The sequence below is a fragment of the Halomonas sp. LC1 genome (assembly GCF_030247125.1).
GTDB lineage: Bacteria > Pseudomonadota > Gammaproteobacteria > Pseudomonadales > Halomonadaceae > Vreelandella.
Genome location: NZ_JASSPG010000006.1, coordinates 1 through 12,472, shown reverse-complemented (window position 1 = coordinate 12,472; position 12,472 = coordinate 1). Strand labels below are relative to the sequence as shown.

Sequence of the window (12,472 nt, the reverse complement as noted above, 5' to 3'; positions counted from 1 at the left end):
AGAGCCCGTGTCAGATGGCTTGGGCCTAGCCCATGAATTGGCCACCGTTGATATCGATGTTAGCCCCTGTAATGAAACCTGACTCTTTATCGGCCAGGAACGTCACCAGGCGGCCGATCTCTTCGGGAGTGCCGTAGCGCTTGACCGGGATCGTTTCACGAATCGCTTCGCGCACCTGCTCCGGAATTTTCATGATCATATCGGTGGCGATGTAGCCAGGCGAAACGGTGTTTACGGTAATGCCCTTCGTGGCCGTTTCTTGCGCCAACGACATGGTCAAGCCGTGCATGCCCGCTTTGGCTGCGGCGTAGTTCACCTGACCGAACTGGCCTTTTCGCCCGTTGATGGAAGAGATGTTGATGATGCGACCGTAACCGTTCTCCAGCATCATTTCGATGACGCTGCGGCAGGTGTTGAAGACGCTGTTCAAGTTGGTATCGATGACTTGATACCACTGCTCGTAGGACATTTTTTTCATGGTGCCATCGCGAGTGATACCGGCACAGTTGACCAGCACGCTGATCGGACCATGCGTTTCATGGATCTCACGGGCACCTTCGACGCAGGCATTGTGGTCGGATAAATCAACACCCGACAGCGCGATGTTGTTATAGCCGTCGGCTTGTTGTGTTGCCAGCCAGGTCTTGGCCTTGTCGGGATTGTGATACCCCGCCACGACCAGATAACCCGCATCCGCCAACGAACGGCAAATTGCCGTCCCGATTCCACCAGTTCCACCAGTTACCCAGGCGACGGGGGCTTGATTGGCCATTGACTACCTCCCTGATATGACAAATGGCTTGGACCTTAAGCACTGTTATGGCGTCGCAAGCCATTCTGAATAAGCGCTTTCGCGCTTCTTTCACTCACAGCACGCCGCTTGTTCTATTGGGCGACACACCGACAGTAAGCTTTTTATTATGCCTATTGGAAGCATAGCTTTACTCTTTCAATGTTGCAGCACGATGAAGCTGACCGCCAGCAAGGAAACGTTTCATGGCAGGGGTTGACTTAGCGTCAAAAATACGTAGAATACGCCACACGTTGATGCGGGGTGGAGCAGTCTGGTAGCTCGTCGGGCTCATAACCCGAAGGTCATCGGTTCAAATCCGGTCCCCGCTACCAAACATAGAAAAAGCCGATTCTTTCGAGAATCGGCTTTTTTGTGTGCGTTCTTCCGTCTCCGCGCTTTATTTCCCTTCACTTCCTTGAATCCCCGGGCGGCTGCCTGCATATCATGGAGCAACCTTTTCCATGCGATGCAGAGTTTACCCATGTCGATTATTGATCCCCGTACCGGCAACCCGATGACTGCCGACCCTGTCGCGAACACTGCCACGCCTACCGGTGGCGAGCGCCCCAGCGTGACGCGCGAAGAGGTCATCATTGAACTCAACGCGGGCAACATCCAGCAGGTATTAGAAGCCTCGATGCAGGTACCGGTGCTGCTGGATTGCTGGGCACCCTGGTGCGAGCCGTGTAAAAACCTGATGCCAGTGCTCGAGAAGCTGGCCATCGAGTACGGCGGTGCGTTTTTGCTGGCAACGCTAGATGTCGAAGCGAATCCAGAGATCGCAGGTCAGTTAGGCGTGCGCTCGGTGCCGGACGTGAAGCTGGTGAGCCAGGGAGGCTTGGTGGATAGCTTCCAGGGCGCTTTGCCAGAGAAAGAAGTACGCGAGTGGCTCAACCGCTACTTCCCCGCTCCCGGTGACGCGCCGCCCAGCCCCGAAGAGCAGGCAGAAGACGCCCTGAGCGCGGGCGATGCCGCAGGCGCGCGGGAAATTTACCAAACGCTGATGAGCCAATACCCGGAGCATTACGCGTACCACATTGGTTTTGCCAAAACGCTGGTGGCGGAGGGGCGCGGCGACGAAGCGAGAAGCGTGCTGGATAACCTGCCGCCAGAGGAGCGCGATGCAGCACCCGCTCGTGGCGTTCGCGCCAGCATCGAGTTCAGCGAACAGGCGCTCTCAGCGGAAGAGATTGCCGCGCTGGGTGATCGCACTGACAGCGAAGCGCAGTACCAGCGGGCGCTGCGCCAAGTGGCCGATGGTCAGTATGATGCCGGCCTCGACGCACTGCTGACGCTGATGAAGCAGGACCGCGCCTATAACGATGACGCGGCCCGCAAAACGCTGCTACAGGTATTCGATGCGCTAGGGGCTGACCACCCTCTCACGGTCACCTACCGCCGCAAGCTGTTCGCCCTGCTCTATTGATAGCGCCTGACGAAGGCAACGTTACGCTTTTAACAGCGCATCCATCCGTGATAACGCCGCTTCCAGTTGGGAAGCGGTGGTGCCGAAATTGAGCCGCACGAACCCAGGGCAACCAAAAGCCGCCCCCTCAGAGAGTGCTACCCCTGCCTTTTCCAAAAGCGTTTGGGCAGGGGTCTCCCCCAAGCCCGCATCACGCATATCCAGCCACGCCAAATAGGTCGACTCTGGTGCGCTCAGCGACACGCCAGGCCAGGTTGCTACACGCGCTTCCAGCGCTGTCCGATGGCGGCGTAGAACGTCCAGCAGCGCTTGACGCCAGGGTTCGCCCTCGCGATACGCCGCCTCGGCAGCGACCAAGCCCAATACGTTGCCGTCCGGCAAAAAGCCTTTGGTAGCCTCGGCGAAACGGTGCCGCAACGCAGGGTCAGGAATGACCGCACAGGCGCTGGTGAGCCCGGCCAGATTGAACGTTTTCGAGGGTGCCCAGAGGGTAATCGTGCGTTTGGCCAGCTCAGGAAACAGCGCCGCCAGGGGGCGGTGGCGCGCGCCTTCATCCAGCAGCAAATCACAGTGCAGCTCGTCGGAGACCACCCATAAATCGTGGCGTTCGACCACGGCGGCGAGTTGCTCAAGTTCTCTCAGTGTCCATACGCGCCCGGTCGGGTTATGCGGATGACACCACAGCAGCAGCCGAGTCTGCGGGGTGATGGCTGCTTCCAGCGCCTCGATATCCAGCCGCCAAGGCTCGCCAGGGGCAGCAGGCTCCGCTAACATCGCCTGCTGCGCTAGCCGCCCGGTGCGTTCGGCCACGGCCAGAAAGGGCGGGTAGATCGGCGCGATGGTGAGCACGCCCTCGCCAGGCTGCGTCAAGGCCATGGCGGCAAAGTGCAGTGCAGGCACCACGCCCGGCAGCCACTGCTGCCATTCGGGTTCAATGGACCACGCATAGTGATGAGCGCTCCATTGGCACAGCGCCTCACTCAGCGTCGCGGGCACTTCGCCGTAGCCGTAAACGCCGTGAGCGACCCGTCGCTGGAGCGCGTCGATCACCGCGGGCGGCGAGTGAAAGTCCATATCGGCGACCCACAGCGGCAGCACGTCCGCCGCGTAGCGGTGCCACTTCTGCGAGACATACTGTCCTTCGGGAGCGCGCCTTTCCACGGGCGTGGCAAAATCGAACGCCATAACACATCTCACTTATTTCTACGGGAGTAGACACTGAGCATGCCGCAAGATGACTTTTATACCAAGATGCGCGCAGGCCTCTCGGCGCTGTTGCGGCAATGGCGCTCGCTGGGAAAGGCGGATGCCGACCAGCTCGCGCTGATTTTGGCGGAAACCGCTAGGGTCGCCAAATTAGGCACTCCGGAGGCCACGCCAAGCGGAGCCACGCTGGAGCAGTGGAGCCAAGACCAGCAGGGCGAGATGCCCCTGTGGGCACCGCGCACGGCCGTTTTTCTCCTCAACCAAATGCCTGCTCGGCCTACCCCGCAAAGCGACGAGGAAGCCTGCGCCTGGGCCTACTGTTGGTTACGCAATCGCTCGTTCGATTCGCTGGAGGCGGCTCGTGCCGCGCTGCCCGGCCACCTCGTCGAGCCGCTCACCGAGGCGTTGGACGCTGCTTGGCGCGACCAGCAAGGGCTTCGACTGGTCTAGCGTCGCTTGCGCACGGGCGATTTTGGCTTGAAACCAGCCGGCTTGGTGGCCAGCCATTCGACGAAAGCGCGAATATCGGCATCGTCCTTGAGCGCCGCCAAACTGGCAAAGCGGTCGGCCAGTTCACGTTCGCTGTACAGCCGGTGAATGTGCTTATGGCACGGGTGGCACAGCCACACGATGGCCGTGAGCCGCTCCTCACGACTATGGCGCTTTTGATAACGCGGCTTGTTGTGCAGCGTTCTGGGAATGAGATGATGCTTGGTCAGCGGCGATGCGCGCTGACAAAGTTCGCAACCATCGGGCTTGGGCGGCGGGGAAAGCGCATGGGCGCCTGAGTCTGGAGAATGGGTCACGGCAGCAAGCCTCCCAAACGGATAATGATGAAACGGTGGTACATCCCCATTGCGCTAATAACCGTTGTGCCATGTTCATGCCCCCATAATAACGAAAGGAAAACGCCCTATGGTAGACGTTCCACTCACTTGGCAACTGGCTAAGCTTGGCCTCTCCGTCAGCATGGTGCTGGGGTTGGGCACCGTCGCCGTGCGGGCTAGCCCCCGCATTGCTGGGCTGCTCTCGGGCTATCCGCTGGGCACGGCACTGGCGCTATTTTTTATCGGCTTGGAGATATCGCCTGCTTTTGCCACCCAAAGTGCCGTGCATACCCTAGCGGGATTCACGGCGACCATGGCGCTAGGCGCAGGGTATCTCATCACAGGCCGCCAGCCAGGCATCAAAGGGGTATTGGGCGGCGTGCTAGGGGGCTTTGCTGCGTGGCTGGCGGTCAGCACGCTGCTGGCCCAATTCAACTTCACGCGCCTTAGCGGTACGCTGGTCACCCTGTGCGCCATTGGTCTCTTCAGCTGGCTGTTTCGCACCATTCCAGATGTGAAGAGCACCGCCAGCAGCACCTTCTCTTGGCCCGCGCTGGTGGCTCGGGCTGGACTCGCCACAGCCATCATTTTTGTCATCACGCGCATTGCCCACTGGCTGCCGCCCGAATGGGCTGGCACGCTGGCAGCGTTTCCCGTCACCATGCTGCCATTTTTACTGATTCTTCACGTGGGGCACGGTCACGCTCCCGTCGCTACGGTCATCAAGCACTACCCCATGGGCCTTGGTTCGCTACTCAGCTATACCCTATGCGTTTCTTATACTTATAGTACGCTGGGGCTATTCTGGGGAACGCTGGCGGGGTTTCTCGCCGCCACGCTGTGGCTACTTGGCTGGATGCAGTTGACGGCATGGCACCAGCGCCGCAACACTTGACCAAGCGCTCGCTTGGGTTAATTCTGGAGCAGGGCTACTTCGCACACTAATAATAAGGATCGCGTCATGTTTACTCGCACCATAGAACCGGCGTTTTACGATACGGATGCCTTGGGCCACATCAATAACACGCGCCTCCCCGCGTGGTTCGAGCTGGCGCGTAATGACCTGTTCAAACTCTTCACGCCCGACCTGAACCCCCAACAGTGGCGGTTGATCATGGCGCGCATGGAAGTGGACTACCGCGCTGAACTGTTTTACGGCCACGATATCGAAATCCGTACCTACTTGACCCGTTTGGGCAACAGCTCGTTTACCGTCACCCAGGAAGCCCGGCAGCATGGTACGCTAACCAACTTGGGGCACACGGTGATGGTGCAGTACGATCATCAGGAGAAGCGAGCCGTTCCTATCGAGGGTGCCCTGCGTGAGGCGTTGTTGGCGCATTTAGAGACGGCGCCCGCTTCCGCTTAATTCCCCCGCCTGACATGGTGGGGCCTTCCAGGAGTCACCATGGTCATCCGCTATAATCTCTGGATTGATCCGGACAACACGGCGCAGCACCGCGCCGTGGAAGCCGACTTGGAGCGCTATTTCATGGAGCGCTTCGCCGACTACCCGCATATCCGCTTGTTCGGTGCAGACCCGTACGATTATGATGCCCCGTTCAATCGACTTTACGACGTGCTGATGGCTCGCGCCGCCGAGTACTGCGAGGAGAAGTGGCGCTACGTCGCCTCTCCTGAACAGCTCAACCGCTGCTTTTTCCGCGCCGTTGGCCGTTCGACTAAATTTGTTCAAGACGACCGAAAGTGAGACGTTGACGCAATGGTAATTCGTACCGACCAAGCACCCGACGAGCGCCAGCTGGCGATCATTACTCAACAGCTCGGGCGAGCGCCTCGCGGTATCGAAGCCGTTGCAGCCACCGACGCCCAAGGTACGCCGCTCGTACTGCGGATGGCACCTATCGTGGATGGTAAACCTTTCCCGACGCTGTACTGGCTCTGCTCGGACCTGCTGAAAATCGAAATTTCGCGCATCGAAGCCGTGGGCGTGATCAAGTCCCTCGAGCAGCGTCTGCAGGAAGAGCCGGACTTCCTCGCCGCTTATCAGCAAAGTCATCGCGATTACGTCGATGCCCGCTGGCGCTCGATGAGCGAGGCTCAGCGCGAAGAAGTGGCTCGCCTGGGCTACACCGACGTACTCACCGAACGCGGTGTAGGCGGCATCAGTAACTGGCAGCAGGTGCGCTGTCTACACACCCAGTACGCTCACCATCTGTGCGGGAACAATGTCATCGGCCAGTGGATGGACGAACACTATGACGTTCAGCGCTGCCTAGGCTAACGCCGCCCGCTTCTCTCTACCCCGCTGCGATAAGGACGCCCTGACGATGTCACGTATTTGTGTTTACCTCGGTTCTCGGGAAGGTAACAGCCCGGCCTTCCGGCAGGCCGCGCGCTCCCTTGGCACGGCCCTTGGGCAGCGCGGCCACACCTTGGTCTATGGCGGTGCACGGGTCGGGCTCATGGGAGAGTTGGCCAATGCGGCTCTCGAGGCGGGCGGTCGCGTACTCGGCGTTATGCCGGATCACTTGGTCGAACGCGAACAGGCACACTTTGGCTTAACGGAGCTGATTCGCGTCCCTAACATGCACGAGCGCAAAGCCACCATGGCGGCGAATGCCGATGCGTTCATTGCTCTACCGGGCGGGATTGGTACGTTCGAAGAACTGTTCGAAATCTGGACGTGGGGCTACCTGGGGCTTCACGACAAACCGATGGGGCTGCTGGATACCGAAGGCTTTTACGCGCCGCTGCTGGCGTTTTTGGATAGCACGGTCAGCCACGGCTTTCTGGCCCAAACGACACGTGACATGCTGCTCGACGCTTCGACGCCAGAGCGTCTTTTAGAGGCGCTGGAAGCCCAGTTGGATTAACGAACGTCGAGCTACGATTAGGCTTTGAGAGTCAGTGTGCGAGTGCGCTGATAGGTAAGCTGGAGCAGTCGGGCATCTTCCCCTGCACGGTGGCGGTGGATGCCCCGTTCGGCCACGACGGACTCTTTGGTATCGCTCCACAGCGCCTGCTGCTCTTCACTGAGCAGGATGCGCAGCGCTTCCAGACGAAAACGGGGCAGCATGCCAGCGTGATGAAACAGTAACGACAGCCAGGTGTTATCGTAGCCCCAACTATCGCTATACGCCTTACCTAGTTCCCGCAGCTCATCGTTGAGCCACTGGGCCACTTGGCGCACCGGGTAACCCTCTTTCATCAGCCGCTCACGCGAAATGCCGTGCAGCAGTTCGGCTTTGGGATCCCAATGCACCCACTCATCCAACGGCTGAATAAGAAACGCGCAGCAGCTACCGTCGGCGCGGGCGATGCCCACTTCGATCGGGTAGCTGCCGCGCCCAAATCCGGACGCTTCGATATCTAGCACTGTAGGTAGCGTCTCGGACACTGATTTCCTCTTTTCTGTCTCGCCACCGGATACGGGGCTCAGGCGGCGGCCATTTCCACCGCAGGCTGCCGTTCGGCCATGCGCTGCCAGTAGTCGGCTTGCTCATGGTCCACTGCTAAGCCTAGCTCACCCAAGCGGTAGGCACGCGCCAAACGCTCCGCAGCCAGGTAGTGGCCTGCCTGCGCCGCACGGGCGTACCAAGTCACCGCATAATCTTCACGGCGGGGATACTGCACACAGCCGTGTTCATGAATTTGTGCCACCTGATACTGCGACTTTACATCGCCTGCCTGGGCCGCTTCCAGTACGTAGCGTGCGCCACGCGCCTTGTCCTGTGGAGACAAGCTGCGGTGAAACAACATGTGTCCATAAATGGACTGTGCATCCGGGTGCCCCGCTTCGGCACACCGCTTGAACAGTCGCATGGTGAGGCGCTGCGTACGCGGTGAACGCGGGAGTAACCAACGGGTGTGAAACAGCTGCTCGGCTAGACGAAATTCCAACCGGGTAAACAACGATGATGCCTGCGGCATGGCAAACCACCCTGCCTATCTGTTGAGACCTTCGGCTAACCATCTCACCTTCCACGACGGCTAACCATGCGATAAACCGGCGCTTGGCCGGTCGATGGGCTGGCAAGCATACGCCTGCCTTCGCCCCGACTCAACCCTCTTGATTTGCTGCTTTTGTAGACCCTCGCTAACATGCCTTCCACAGGCTGGTAATGGCGATTGGCACCGCTCACTTTCCAGCAACGTTTTCGCCCACGCGAGGAGACAACCATGCAAACGCGCCCACTGGGTAGAACCGGAATGGAGGTCAGCCGACTGTGTCTAGGCACCATGACGTTTGGTGAACAGAACAGCGAAGCTGAGGCTCATGAACAGCTCGACCGCGCAGTAGCGTTTGGTATTAACTTTATCGACACGGCGGAGATGTACCCCGTTCCGCCAAAGGCGGAAACCCAGGGGTTAACGGAAGCCTATATCGGCAGCTGGTTAAAAGCTCGAGGCGCTCGCGACGATGTGATCATTGCCACCAAAGCGGCAGGGCCAGGTTTAGAACATATTCGCGGCGGCCCTAAAATGAGCCGCGACCACCTCCACCAGGCCATTGATACCAGCCTGGAGCGCCTGCAAACGGACTACGTCGATCTGTACCAGTTGCACTGGCCTGACCGTCACACCAACTTTTTTGGCAAGCTCGGCTATACTCATGCGGAGCAGGAAGACGCCACCCCGCTGGAAGAGACGCTCTCCGCCCTGAAAGAGCTCGTCGATGCCGGTAAGATTCGCGCCGTCGGTCTATCCAATGAAACGCCCTGGGGCGTCATGCGAATGCTGCAGCTCTCAGACCAGCTGGGCCTGCCACGCGTTGCCTCCATCCAAAATCCTTATAACCTGCTGAACCGTTCGTTCGAAGTGGGCTTGGCAGAAATTGCCCATCGCGAAGACGTCGGGTTACTGGCTTACTCGCCGCTGGGGTTTGGCGTGCTGTCCGGGAAGTACCTCAACGGCGCCCAGCCGCCAAAGGGCCGTTTGACGCTCTATGAGCGCTTCAAGCGCTACACATCACCCGAAGCCGAGGCCGCGACACACGCCTACGTCGACCTGGCCAAAGCGCATGGGCTCGACCCCGCGCAAATGGCGCTGGCATTTGTCAATTCACGCAGCTTCCTGACCAGCAATATCATTGGGGCCACGACGATGGAGCAGCTGGAGAGCAACCTCGCCAGTGAGAGCCTGAAGCTCGACGACGACGTTTTGACCGCCATCGACGATATCCATCGTCGCATGCCGAATCCCTGCCCCTAACGGCTCCTATCGTGTCGATAGCCTCGGCCGCCGCCGAGGCTTGATATAATCTTGCTAGCTATTTAGTGGTCGCATCTCATGCCGAGAAGCGACCCTCTTTTGTCACGGCACAAGGAGCACGCCATGCTGAGCGTTATTTCCCCCGCCAAAACGCTGGATTTTGAAACACCCCCGACGACCCAGAAGGTCAGCCAGCCAGATTTTCTCGAGTACAGCCAGCCGCTGATCGATATCTTACGCGGTTACTCTCCTCAGCAAATCAGCGACCTAATGGGCATCAGCGACAAACTAGCAGGCCTGAACGCGGCTCGCTTTGCCGAGTGGCAGCCACCCTTTTCGTTGGACAACGCCAAACCCGCCGTGCAGGCATTTCAGGGAGACGTCTACACTGGCCTGGAAGCCGAAACCTTCAGCGATGCAGACAATCGGTTTGCCCAGCAGCATTTGCGCATTCTATCGGGCCTCTATGGTTTGCTCCGCCCGCTGGACTTGATCCAAGCCTACCGTCTGGAAATGGGTACCAAACTGCCCAACGACGCAGGCAAGGATCTTTACGCCTATTGGAAGCCGATCCTGACGCCTGCCCTGAATAGCGCGATCGCCGAGAGTGGGTCGAAGGTACTCGTAAACCTAGCCTCCAACGAATACTTCAAAGCCATCGAAGCGAAAAAACTGGATGCCCGAGTGGTGACTCCCGTCTTCAAGGATGAGAAAAACGGCACGTTCAAAATCATCAGTTTCTATGCGAAAAAAGCGCGGGGGTTGATGAGCGCATGGATCATTCGGCAGCAGATCAATGACCCCAACGCGCTCAAAGATTTCGATGTGGCAGGCTACCGCTTTGATGCCGCCGCTTCCGAAGGCGATACGCTCGTATTCACTCGTCGCGAAACGGAGCGTTAAGGTTAATAAAATGTGACCGTTTGCGCCGATCTTGGCTTTAAATACCGGCGGTGAATCTCTTTAAAGGTGGCCGTATCGCAGCAGTGTAGCCATTCATAGGCCACCATATCGGCAGACACCGCCACCGCCCCCTGGGCACAGGCACGCTCGCGCGCAAGACGCGCCTCTTCGGAACGGCGGCTGGCGGCCCCTTCACTCAGCCAAAACACCTCATACCCTGCCGCTAACAGGCCCAGTGCACTTTGCAATACGCAAATATGGGCTTCCGTGCCGCACACCACGACCTGGCTGCGGCCCAACGCTGCCAGCGCCTGCGAAAACGCGGGCTCCTCGGTCACGCTAAAGTGTCGCTTCTGCCATGTCGTATGTGTGTCCAAGCTCTCCAGCAGGGTCGCTGCGGTCCCGCCTAGTCGCTCGGGATACTGCTCGGTGAGCCATACGGGCACCTGCAACTGGTTGGCGATACCTGCCAGCCAAGCCGCCTCTCGAAGAGCCGCCTCACCGCCTTCGATCACGGGCAATAAACCCGCCTGAAAATCGATCATCAACAAGATGCTTCGAGCCTGATCTAAACGCACTTTCTGCTCCTTTTTTTGTCTTTATAGTGACTCTCACCATCACCTAGGCGAGGTATTACACGGTAAACTGATGGCCCACCCTTTTCTATCTGCTTCGCACTGAAGCAGTTGGCATTACCTGCATCCTCATTGGAGAATCAACATGTTAAGGCAATTCTTTGTCATGCTATTGGTGAGCGTTATGGGCGTTAGCGCCGCCATCGAACACGCGGAGGCACGCCGCCTAGGTGGTGGTAGCAGCATGGGTAGCGTGTCACGCTCCGCTGACCGACCGGTTAGCACGCCCGCACAGCAACAGGCCCAACAAAGCACCCAGCAGGGCGCAGGCGCCGCCACCGCTGCTCGCCGTGGAGGTATGGGTGGCATGATGGGCGGCCTACTGGCAGGCGGCTTGCTGGCAGCGCTCTTCTTCGGTGGTGCGTTTGACGAGCTGCGTCTGATGGATCTGCTCGTCATGGTAGGCGTTGCTGCGCTGGCGATCTTCGCTTTCCGCGCCTTCATGCGTCAGCGTCGTCCTGCATCCGCCCACCCGGCAGGCTATCAGCGCGAACGCCAAGAGACTCAGTACACCCCAAACAACGTCACAGCGTCTCCAGGCAGCTTAGCCAGTGGCTTACAAAGCACACCGGCTTGGTTTGACAAGGAGCGTTTTCTAGGCGGTGCCAAAGAGCACTTCATGACGCTGCAGCGTGCTTGGGATAATAACGACTTCAACCAAATCCAGGAGTACGTGACGCCAGAGCTCTACAACCTACTTCGCCAGGAGCGCGCCGAGCAGCCTGCCAATAATCGCACTGAGGTCGTGCGACTGTTTGCAGAGCTTGGCGATATCAATGAGTACGATGGCCACGCCGAAGCCACCGTCATCTTCCACGGTATTTTGGAAGAGAACGGTGAGCAAACCGAGTTCAACGAAACGTGGCACTTGACGCGTGCCATGCGCGATCAGGCACCTTGGTATCTACAGGGTATCGAGCAAAACCCAGGTGCATGACCAAACTACTTTCCAAGCCTCAAAACGCAAAACAGCCGCTTCTAAGCGGCTGTTTTTATATCGGTAGCATATCGGTACGCTGCAAAGAGTCGTTTTCTTACTCCTCTGCAGACTCTTCGATATTCTCACCCATGTCCTCTAGGCTTTCGCCTGCATCTTCCATGCTCTCATCGATGTTTTCACCTGCTTCTTCGGCAGGGCCCTGGTTATCACAGGCAGCTAAACCGCCCATCATCATGGCCATCAGTAGCGCAACCGCTAGCTTCTTCATCAATGGGGTACTCATATCGCGTCTCCTCCTGAGATGCTGCTTAAATGATAGGTACCCGCTCATACTAGTTGCTCGGCAGCCTTGCCGCCACCAAAGAGCAGTAACTCCCTGTTATTTATTTTTTTAAAACAGCCGTTTCAAGGAAACTTTGTGCACCCGTAGCGTCACTTTTCAGTGCTTAAACATTCGGGAGGCACAGCCAAAAAGCCCCGAGCACAGGGTGCCCGGGGCTGGTCATGGCGCGCTTTCGAGCGCGCAACAAAAAACCCAGCCGGCTGGCTGGGTTCTTTGCGGTATAA

General features: G+C 58.6%; 17 protein-coding genes and 1 tRNA gene. 11 read left to right on the top strand and 7 right to left on the bottom strand.

Going from position 1 to position 12,472, the window contains the following annotated elements; all coding sequences use genetic code 11:
- Positions 1 to 25: 25 nt before the first annotated feature.
- Positions 26 to 772, bottom strand: coding sequence for an acetoacetyl-CoA reductase (phbB, locus tag QIT27_RS10620; protein ID WP_159340906.1), 747 nt, complete (start codon positions 770 to 772; stop codon positions 26 to 28).
- Between the two features lie 276 nt (positions 773 to 1,048).
- On the opposite strand from phbB, the gene QIT27_RS10615 reads away from it, so the two are divergent.
- Together QIT27_RS10615 and QIT27_RS10610 are read left to right on the top strand one after the other, a co-directional pair.
- Positions 1,049 to 1,125: transfer RNA gene (locus QIT27_RS10615), tRNA-Met, on the top strand.
- Between the two features lie 149 nt (positions 1,126 to 1,274).
- Entirely contained in the window at positions 1,275 to 2,219 is a 945-nt protein-coding gene (locus QIT27_RS10610) for a thioredoxin family protein (RefSeq protein WP_159340837.1), read from the top strand.
- A gap of 21 nt (positions 2,220 to 2,240) precedes the next feature.
- Here the strand turns inward: QIT27_RS10610 and QIT27_RS10605 are convergent, their stop codons facing one another.
- Positions 2,241 to 3,404, bottom strand: a complete 1,164-nt coding sequence (locus QIT27_RS10605) for a MalY/PatB family protein (protein ID WP_285263777.1) — start codon at positions 3,402 to 3,404, stop codon at positions 2,241 to 2,243.
- Positions 3,405 to 3,443: 39 nt separating this feature from the next.
- Between QIT27_RS10605 and QIT27_RS10600 the strand changes: the two genes are divergently transcribed.
- Positions 3,444 to 3,875: a hypothetical protein gene (locus QIT27_RS10600; RefSeq protein ID WP_159340835.1), complete on the top strand. Its 432-nt coding sequence runs from the start codon at positions 3,444 to 3,446 to the stop codon at positions 3,873 to 3,875.
- Here QIT27_RS10600 and QIT27_RS10595 read toward each other — a convergent pair.
- Positions 3,872 to 4,231: a hypothetical protein gene (locus QIT27_RS10595; RefSeq protein WP_159340834.1), complete on the bottom strand. Its 360-nt coding sequence runs from the start codon at positions 4,229 to 4,231 to the stop codon at positions 3,872 to 3,874. The two genes, QIT27_RS10600 and QIT27_RS10595, sit on opposite strands and share 4 nt — an antisense overlap.
- A gap of 109 nt (positions 4,232 to 4,340) precedes the next feature.
- Between QIT27_RS10595 and QIT27_RS10590 the strand changes: the two genes are divergently transcribed.
- The 5 genes from QIT27_RS10590 to QIT27_RS10570 all read left to right on the top strand — a co-directional run bounded on the left by QIT27_RS10590 (position 4,341) and on the right by QIT27_RS10570 (position 7,089).
- The gene (locus tag QIT27_RS10590; protein ID WP_285263776.1) at positions 4,341 to 5,147 is read left to right on the top strand and encodes a hypothetical protein; all 807 of its coding nucleotides are present in this window, start codon (positions 4,341 to 4,343) and stop codon (positions 5,145 to 5,147) included.
- A 66-nt stretch (positions 5,148 to 5,213) separates the two neighbouring features.
- Positions 5,214 to 5,621 (top strand): acyl-CoA thioesterase, encoded by a 408-nt coding sequence (locus tag QIT27_RS10585; protein ID WP_159340832.1) that lies wholly within the window; start codon positions 5,214 to 5,216, stop codon positions 5,619 to 5,621.
- Positions 5,622 to 5,660: 39 nt separating this feature from the next.
- On the top strand, positions 5,661 to 5,963 hold the full coding sequence (locus tag QIT27_RS10580; protein WP_285263775.1) for a hypothetical protein: 303 nt from the start codon (positions 5,661 to 5,663) through the stop codon (positions 5,961 to 5,963).
- Positions 5,964 to 5,975: 12 nt separating this feature from the next.
- Positions 5,976 to 6,497 carry a DUF501 domain-containing protein gene (locus QIT27_RS10575; RefSeq protein ID WP_253019146.1) on the top strand — a complete coding sequence of 174 codons (522 nt, stop codon included), beginning with the start codon at positions 5,976 to 5,978 and terminating at the stop codon, positions 6,495 to 6,497.
- A 46-nt stretch (positions 6,498 to 6,543) separates the two neighbouring features.
- Positions 6,544 to 7,089, top strand: a complete 546-nt coding sequence (locus tag QIT27_RS10570) for an LOG family protein (protein ID WP_285263774.1) — start codon at positions 6,544 to 6,546, stop codon at positions 7,087 to 7,089.
- A 17-nt stretch (positions 7,090 to 7,106) separates the two neighbouring features.
- On the opposite strand, the gene QIT27_RS10565 is transcribed toward QIT27_RS10570, so the two are convergent.
- Both QIT27_RS10565 and QIT27_RS10560 read right to left on the bottom strand, forming a co-directional pair.
- Positions 7,107 to 7,613: a hypothetical protein gene (locus QIT27_RS10565; RefSeq protein ID WP_159340829.1), complete on the bottom strand. Its 507-nt coding sequence runs from the start codon at positions 7,611 to 7,613 to the stop codon at positions 7,107 to 7,109.
- Between the two features lie 38 nt (positions 7,614 to 7,651).
- Positions 7,652 to 8,146 carry a tetratricopeptide repeat protein gene (locus tag QIT27_RS10560; RefSeq protein ID WP_159340828.1) on the bottom strand — a complete coding sequence of 165 codons (495 nt, stop codon included), beginning with the start codon at positions 8,144 to 8,146 and terminating at the stop codon, positions 7,652 to 7,654.
- A 249-nt stretch (positions 8,147 to 8,395) separates the two neighbouring features.
- Between QIT27_RS10560 and QIT27_RS10555 the strand changes: the two genes are divergently transcribed.
- Together QIT27_RS10555 and yaaA are read left to right on the top strand one after the other, a co-directional pair.
- Positions 8,396 to 9,427: an NADP(H)-dependent aldo-keto reductase gene (locus tag QIT27_RS10555; protein WP_159340827.1), complete on the top strand. Its 1,032-nt coding sequence runs from the start codon at positions 8,396 to 8,398 to the stop codon at positions 9,425 to 9,427.
- 123 nt (positions 9,428 to 9,550) lie between these two features.
- The gene (yaaA, locus tag QIT27_RS10550; protein ID WP_159340826.1) at positions 9,551 to 10,330 is read left to right on the top strand and encodes a peroxide stress protein YaaA; all 780 of its coding nucleotides are present in this window, start codon (positions 9,551 to 9,553) and stop codon (positions 10,328 to 10,330) included.
- A 2-nt stretch (positions 10,331 to 10,332) separates the two neighbouring features.
- Here yaaA and QIT27_RS10545 read toward each other — a convergent pair whose 3' ends face one another.
- The gene (locus QIT27_RS10545) at positions 10,333 to 10,908 is read right to left on the bottom strand and encodes an isochorismatase family protein (protein ID WP_285263773.1); all 576 of its coding nucleotides are present in this window, start codon (positions 10,906 to 10,908) and stop codon (positions 10,333 to 10,335) included.
- Between the two features lie 142 nt (positions 10,909 to 11,050).
- Here QIT27_RS10545 and QIT27_RS10540 point away from each other — a divergent pair, with 142 nt between their 5' ends.
- On the top strand, positions 11,051 to 11,902 hold the full coding sequence (locus tag QIT27_RS10540; RefSeq protein WP_285263772.1) for a Tim44 domain-containing protein: 852 nt from the start codon (positions 11,051 to 11,053) through the stop codon (positions 11,900 to 11,902).
- Positions 11,903 to 11,999: 97 nt separating this feature from the next.
- Here the strand turns inward: QIT27_RS10540 and QIT27_RS10535 are convergent, their stop codons facing one another.
- A complete protein-coding gene (locus QIT27_RS10535; RefSeq protein ID WP_159340823.1) occupies positions 12,000 to 12,188 on the bottom strand; it encodes a hypothetical protein in 189 nt (62 codons plus the stop codon).
- Positions 12,189 to 12,472: the final 284 nt, after the last annotated feature.

Coding starts and splice junctions, on each gene's coding strand:
- QIT27_RS10580 (WP_285263775.1), top strand. CDS start 5,661: ATGGTCATCCGCTATAATCTCTGGATTGATCCGGACAACACGGCGCAG.
- QIT27_RS10560 (WP_159340828.1), bottom strand. CDS start 8,146: ATGCCGCAGGCATCATCGTTGTTTACCCGGTTGGAATTTCGTCTAGCC.
- phbB (WP_159340906.1), bottom strand. CDS start 772: ATGGCCAATCAAGCCCCCGTCGCCTGGGTAACTGGTGGAACTGGTGGA.
- QIT27_RS10600 (WP_159340835.1), top strand. CDS start 3,444: ATGCCGCAAGATGACTTTTATACCAAGATGCGCGCAGGCCTCTCGGCG.
- QIT27_RS10590 (WP_285263776.1), top strand. CDS start 4,341: ATGGTAGACGTTCCACTCACTTGGCAACTGGCTAAGCTTGGCCTCTCC.
- QIT27_RS10555 (WP_159340827.1), top strand. CDS start 8,396: ATGCAAACGCGCCCACTGGGTAGAACCGGAATGGAGGTCAGCCGACTG.
- QIT27_RS10575 (WP_253019146.1), top strand. CDS start 5,976: ATGGTAATTCGTACCGACCAAGCACCCGACGAGCGCCAGCTGGCGATC.
- QIT27_RS10570 (WP_285263774.1), top strand. CDS start 6,544: ATGTCACGTATTTGTGTTTACCTCGGTTCTCGGGAAGGTAACAGCCCG.
- QIT27_RS10585 (WP_159340832.1), top strand. CDS start 5,214: ATGTTTACTCGCACCATAGAACCGGCGTTTTACGATACGGATGCCTTG.
- yaaA (WP_159340826.1), top strand. CDS start 9,551: ATGCTGAGCGTTATTTCCCCCGCCAAAACGCTGGATTTTGAAACACCC.
- QIT27_RS10610 (WP_159340837.1), top strand. CDS start 1,275: ATGTCGATTATTGATCCCCGTACCGGCAACCCGATGACTGCCGACCCT.
- QIT27_RS10540 (WP_285263772.1), top strand. CDS start 11,051: ATGTTAAGGCAATTCTTTGTCATGCTATTGGTGAGCGTTATGGGCGTT.
- QIT27_RS10605 (WP_285263777.1), bottom strand. CDS start 3,404: ATGGCGTTCGATTTTGCCACGCCCGTGGAAAGGCGCGCTCCCGAAGGA.
- QIT27_RS10535 (WP_159340823.1), bottom strand. CDS start 12,188: ATGAGTACCCCATTGATGAAGAAGCTAGCGGTTGCGCTACTGATGGCC.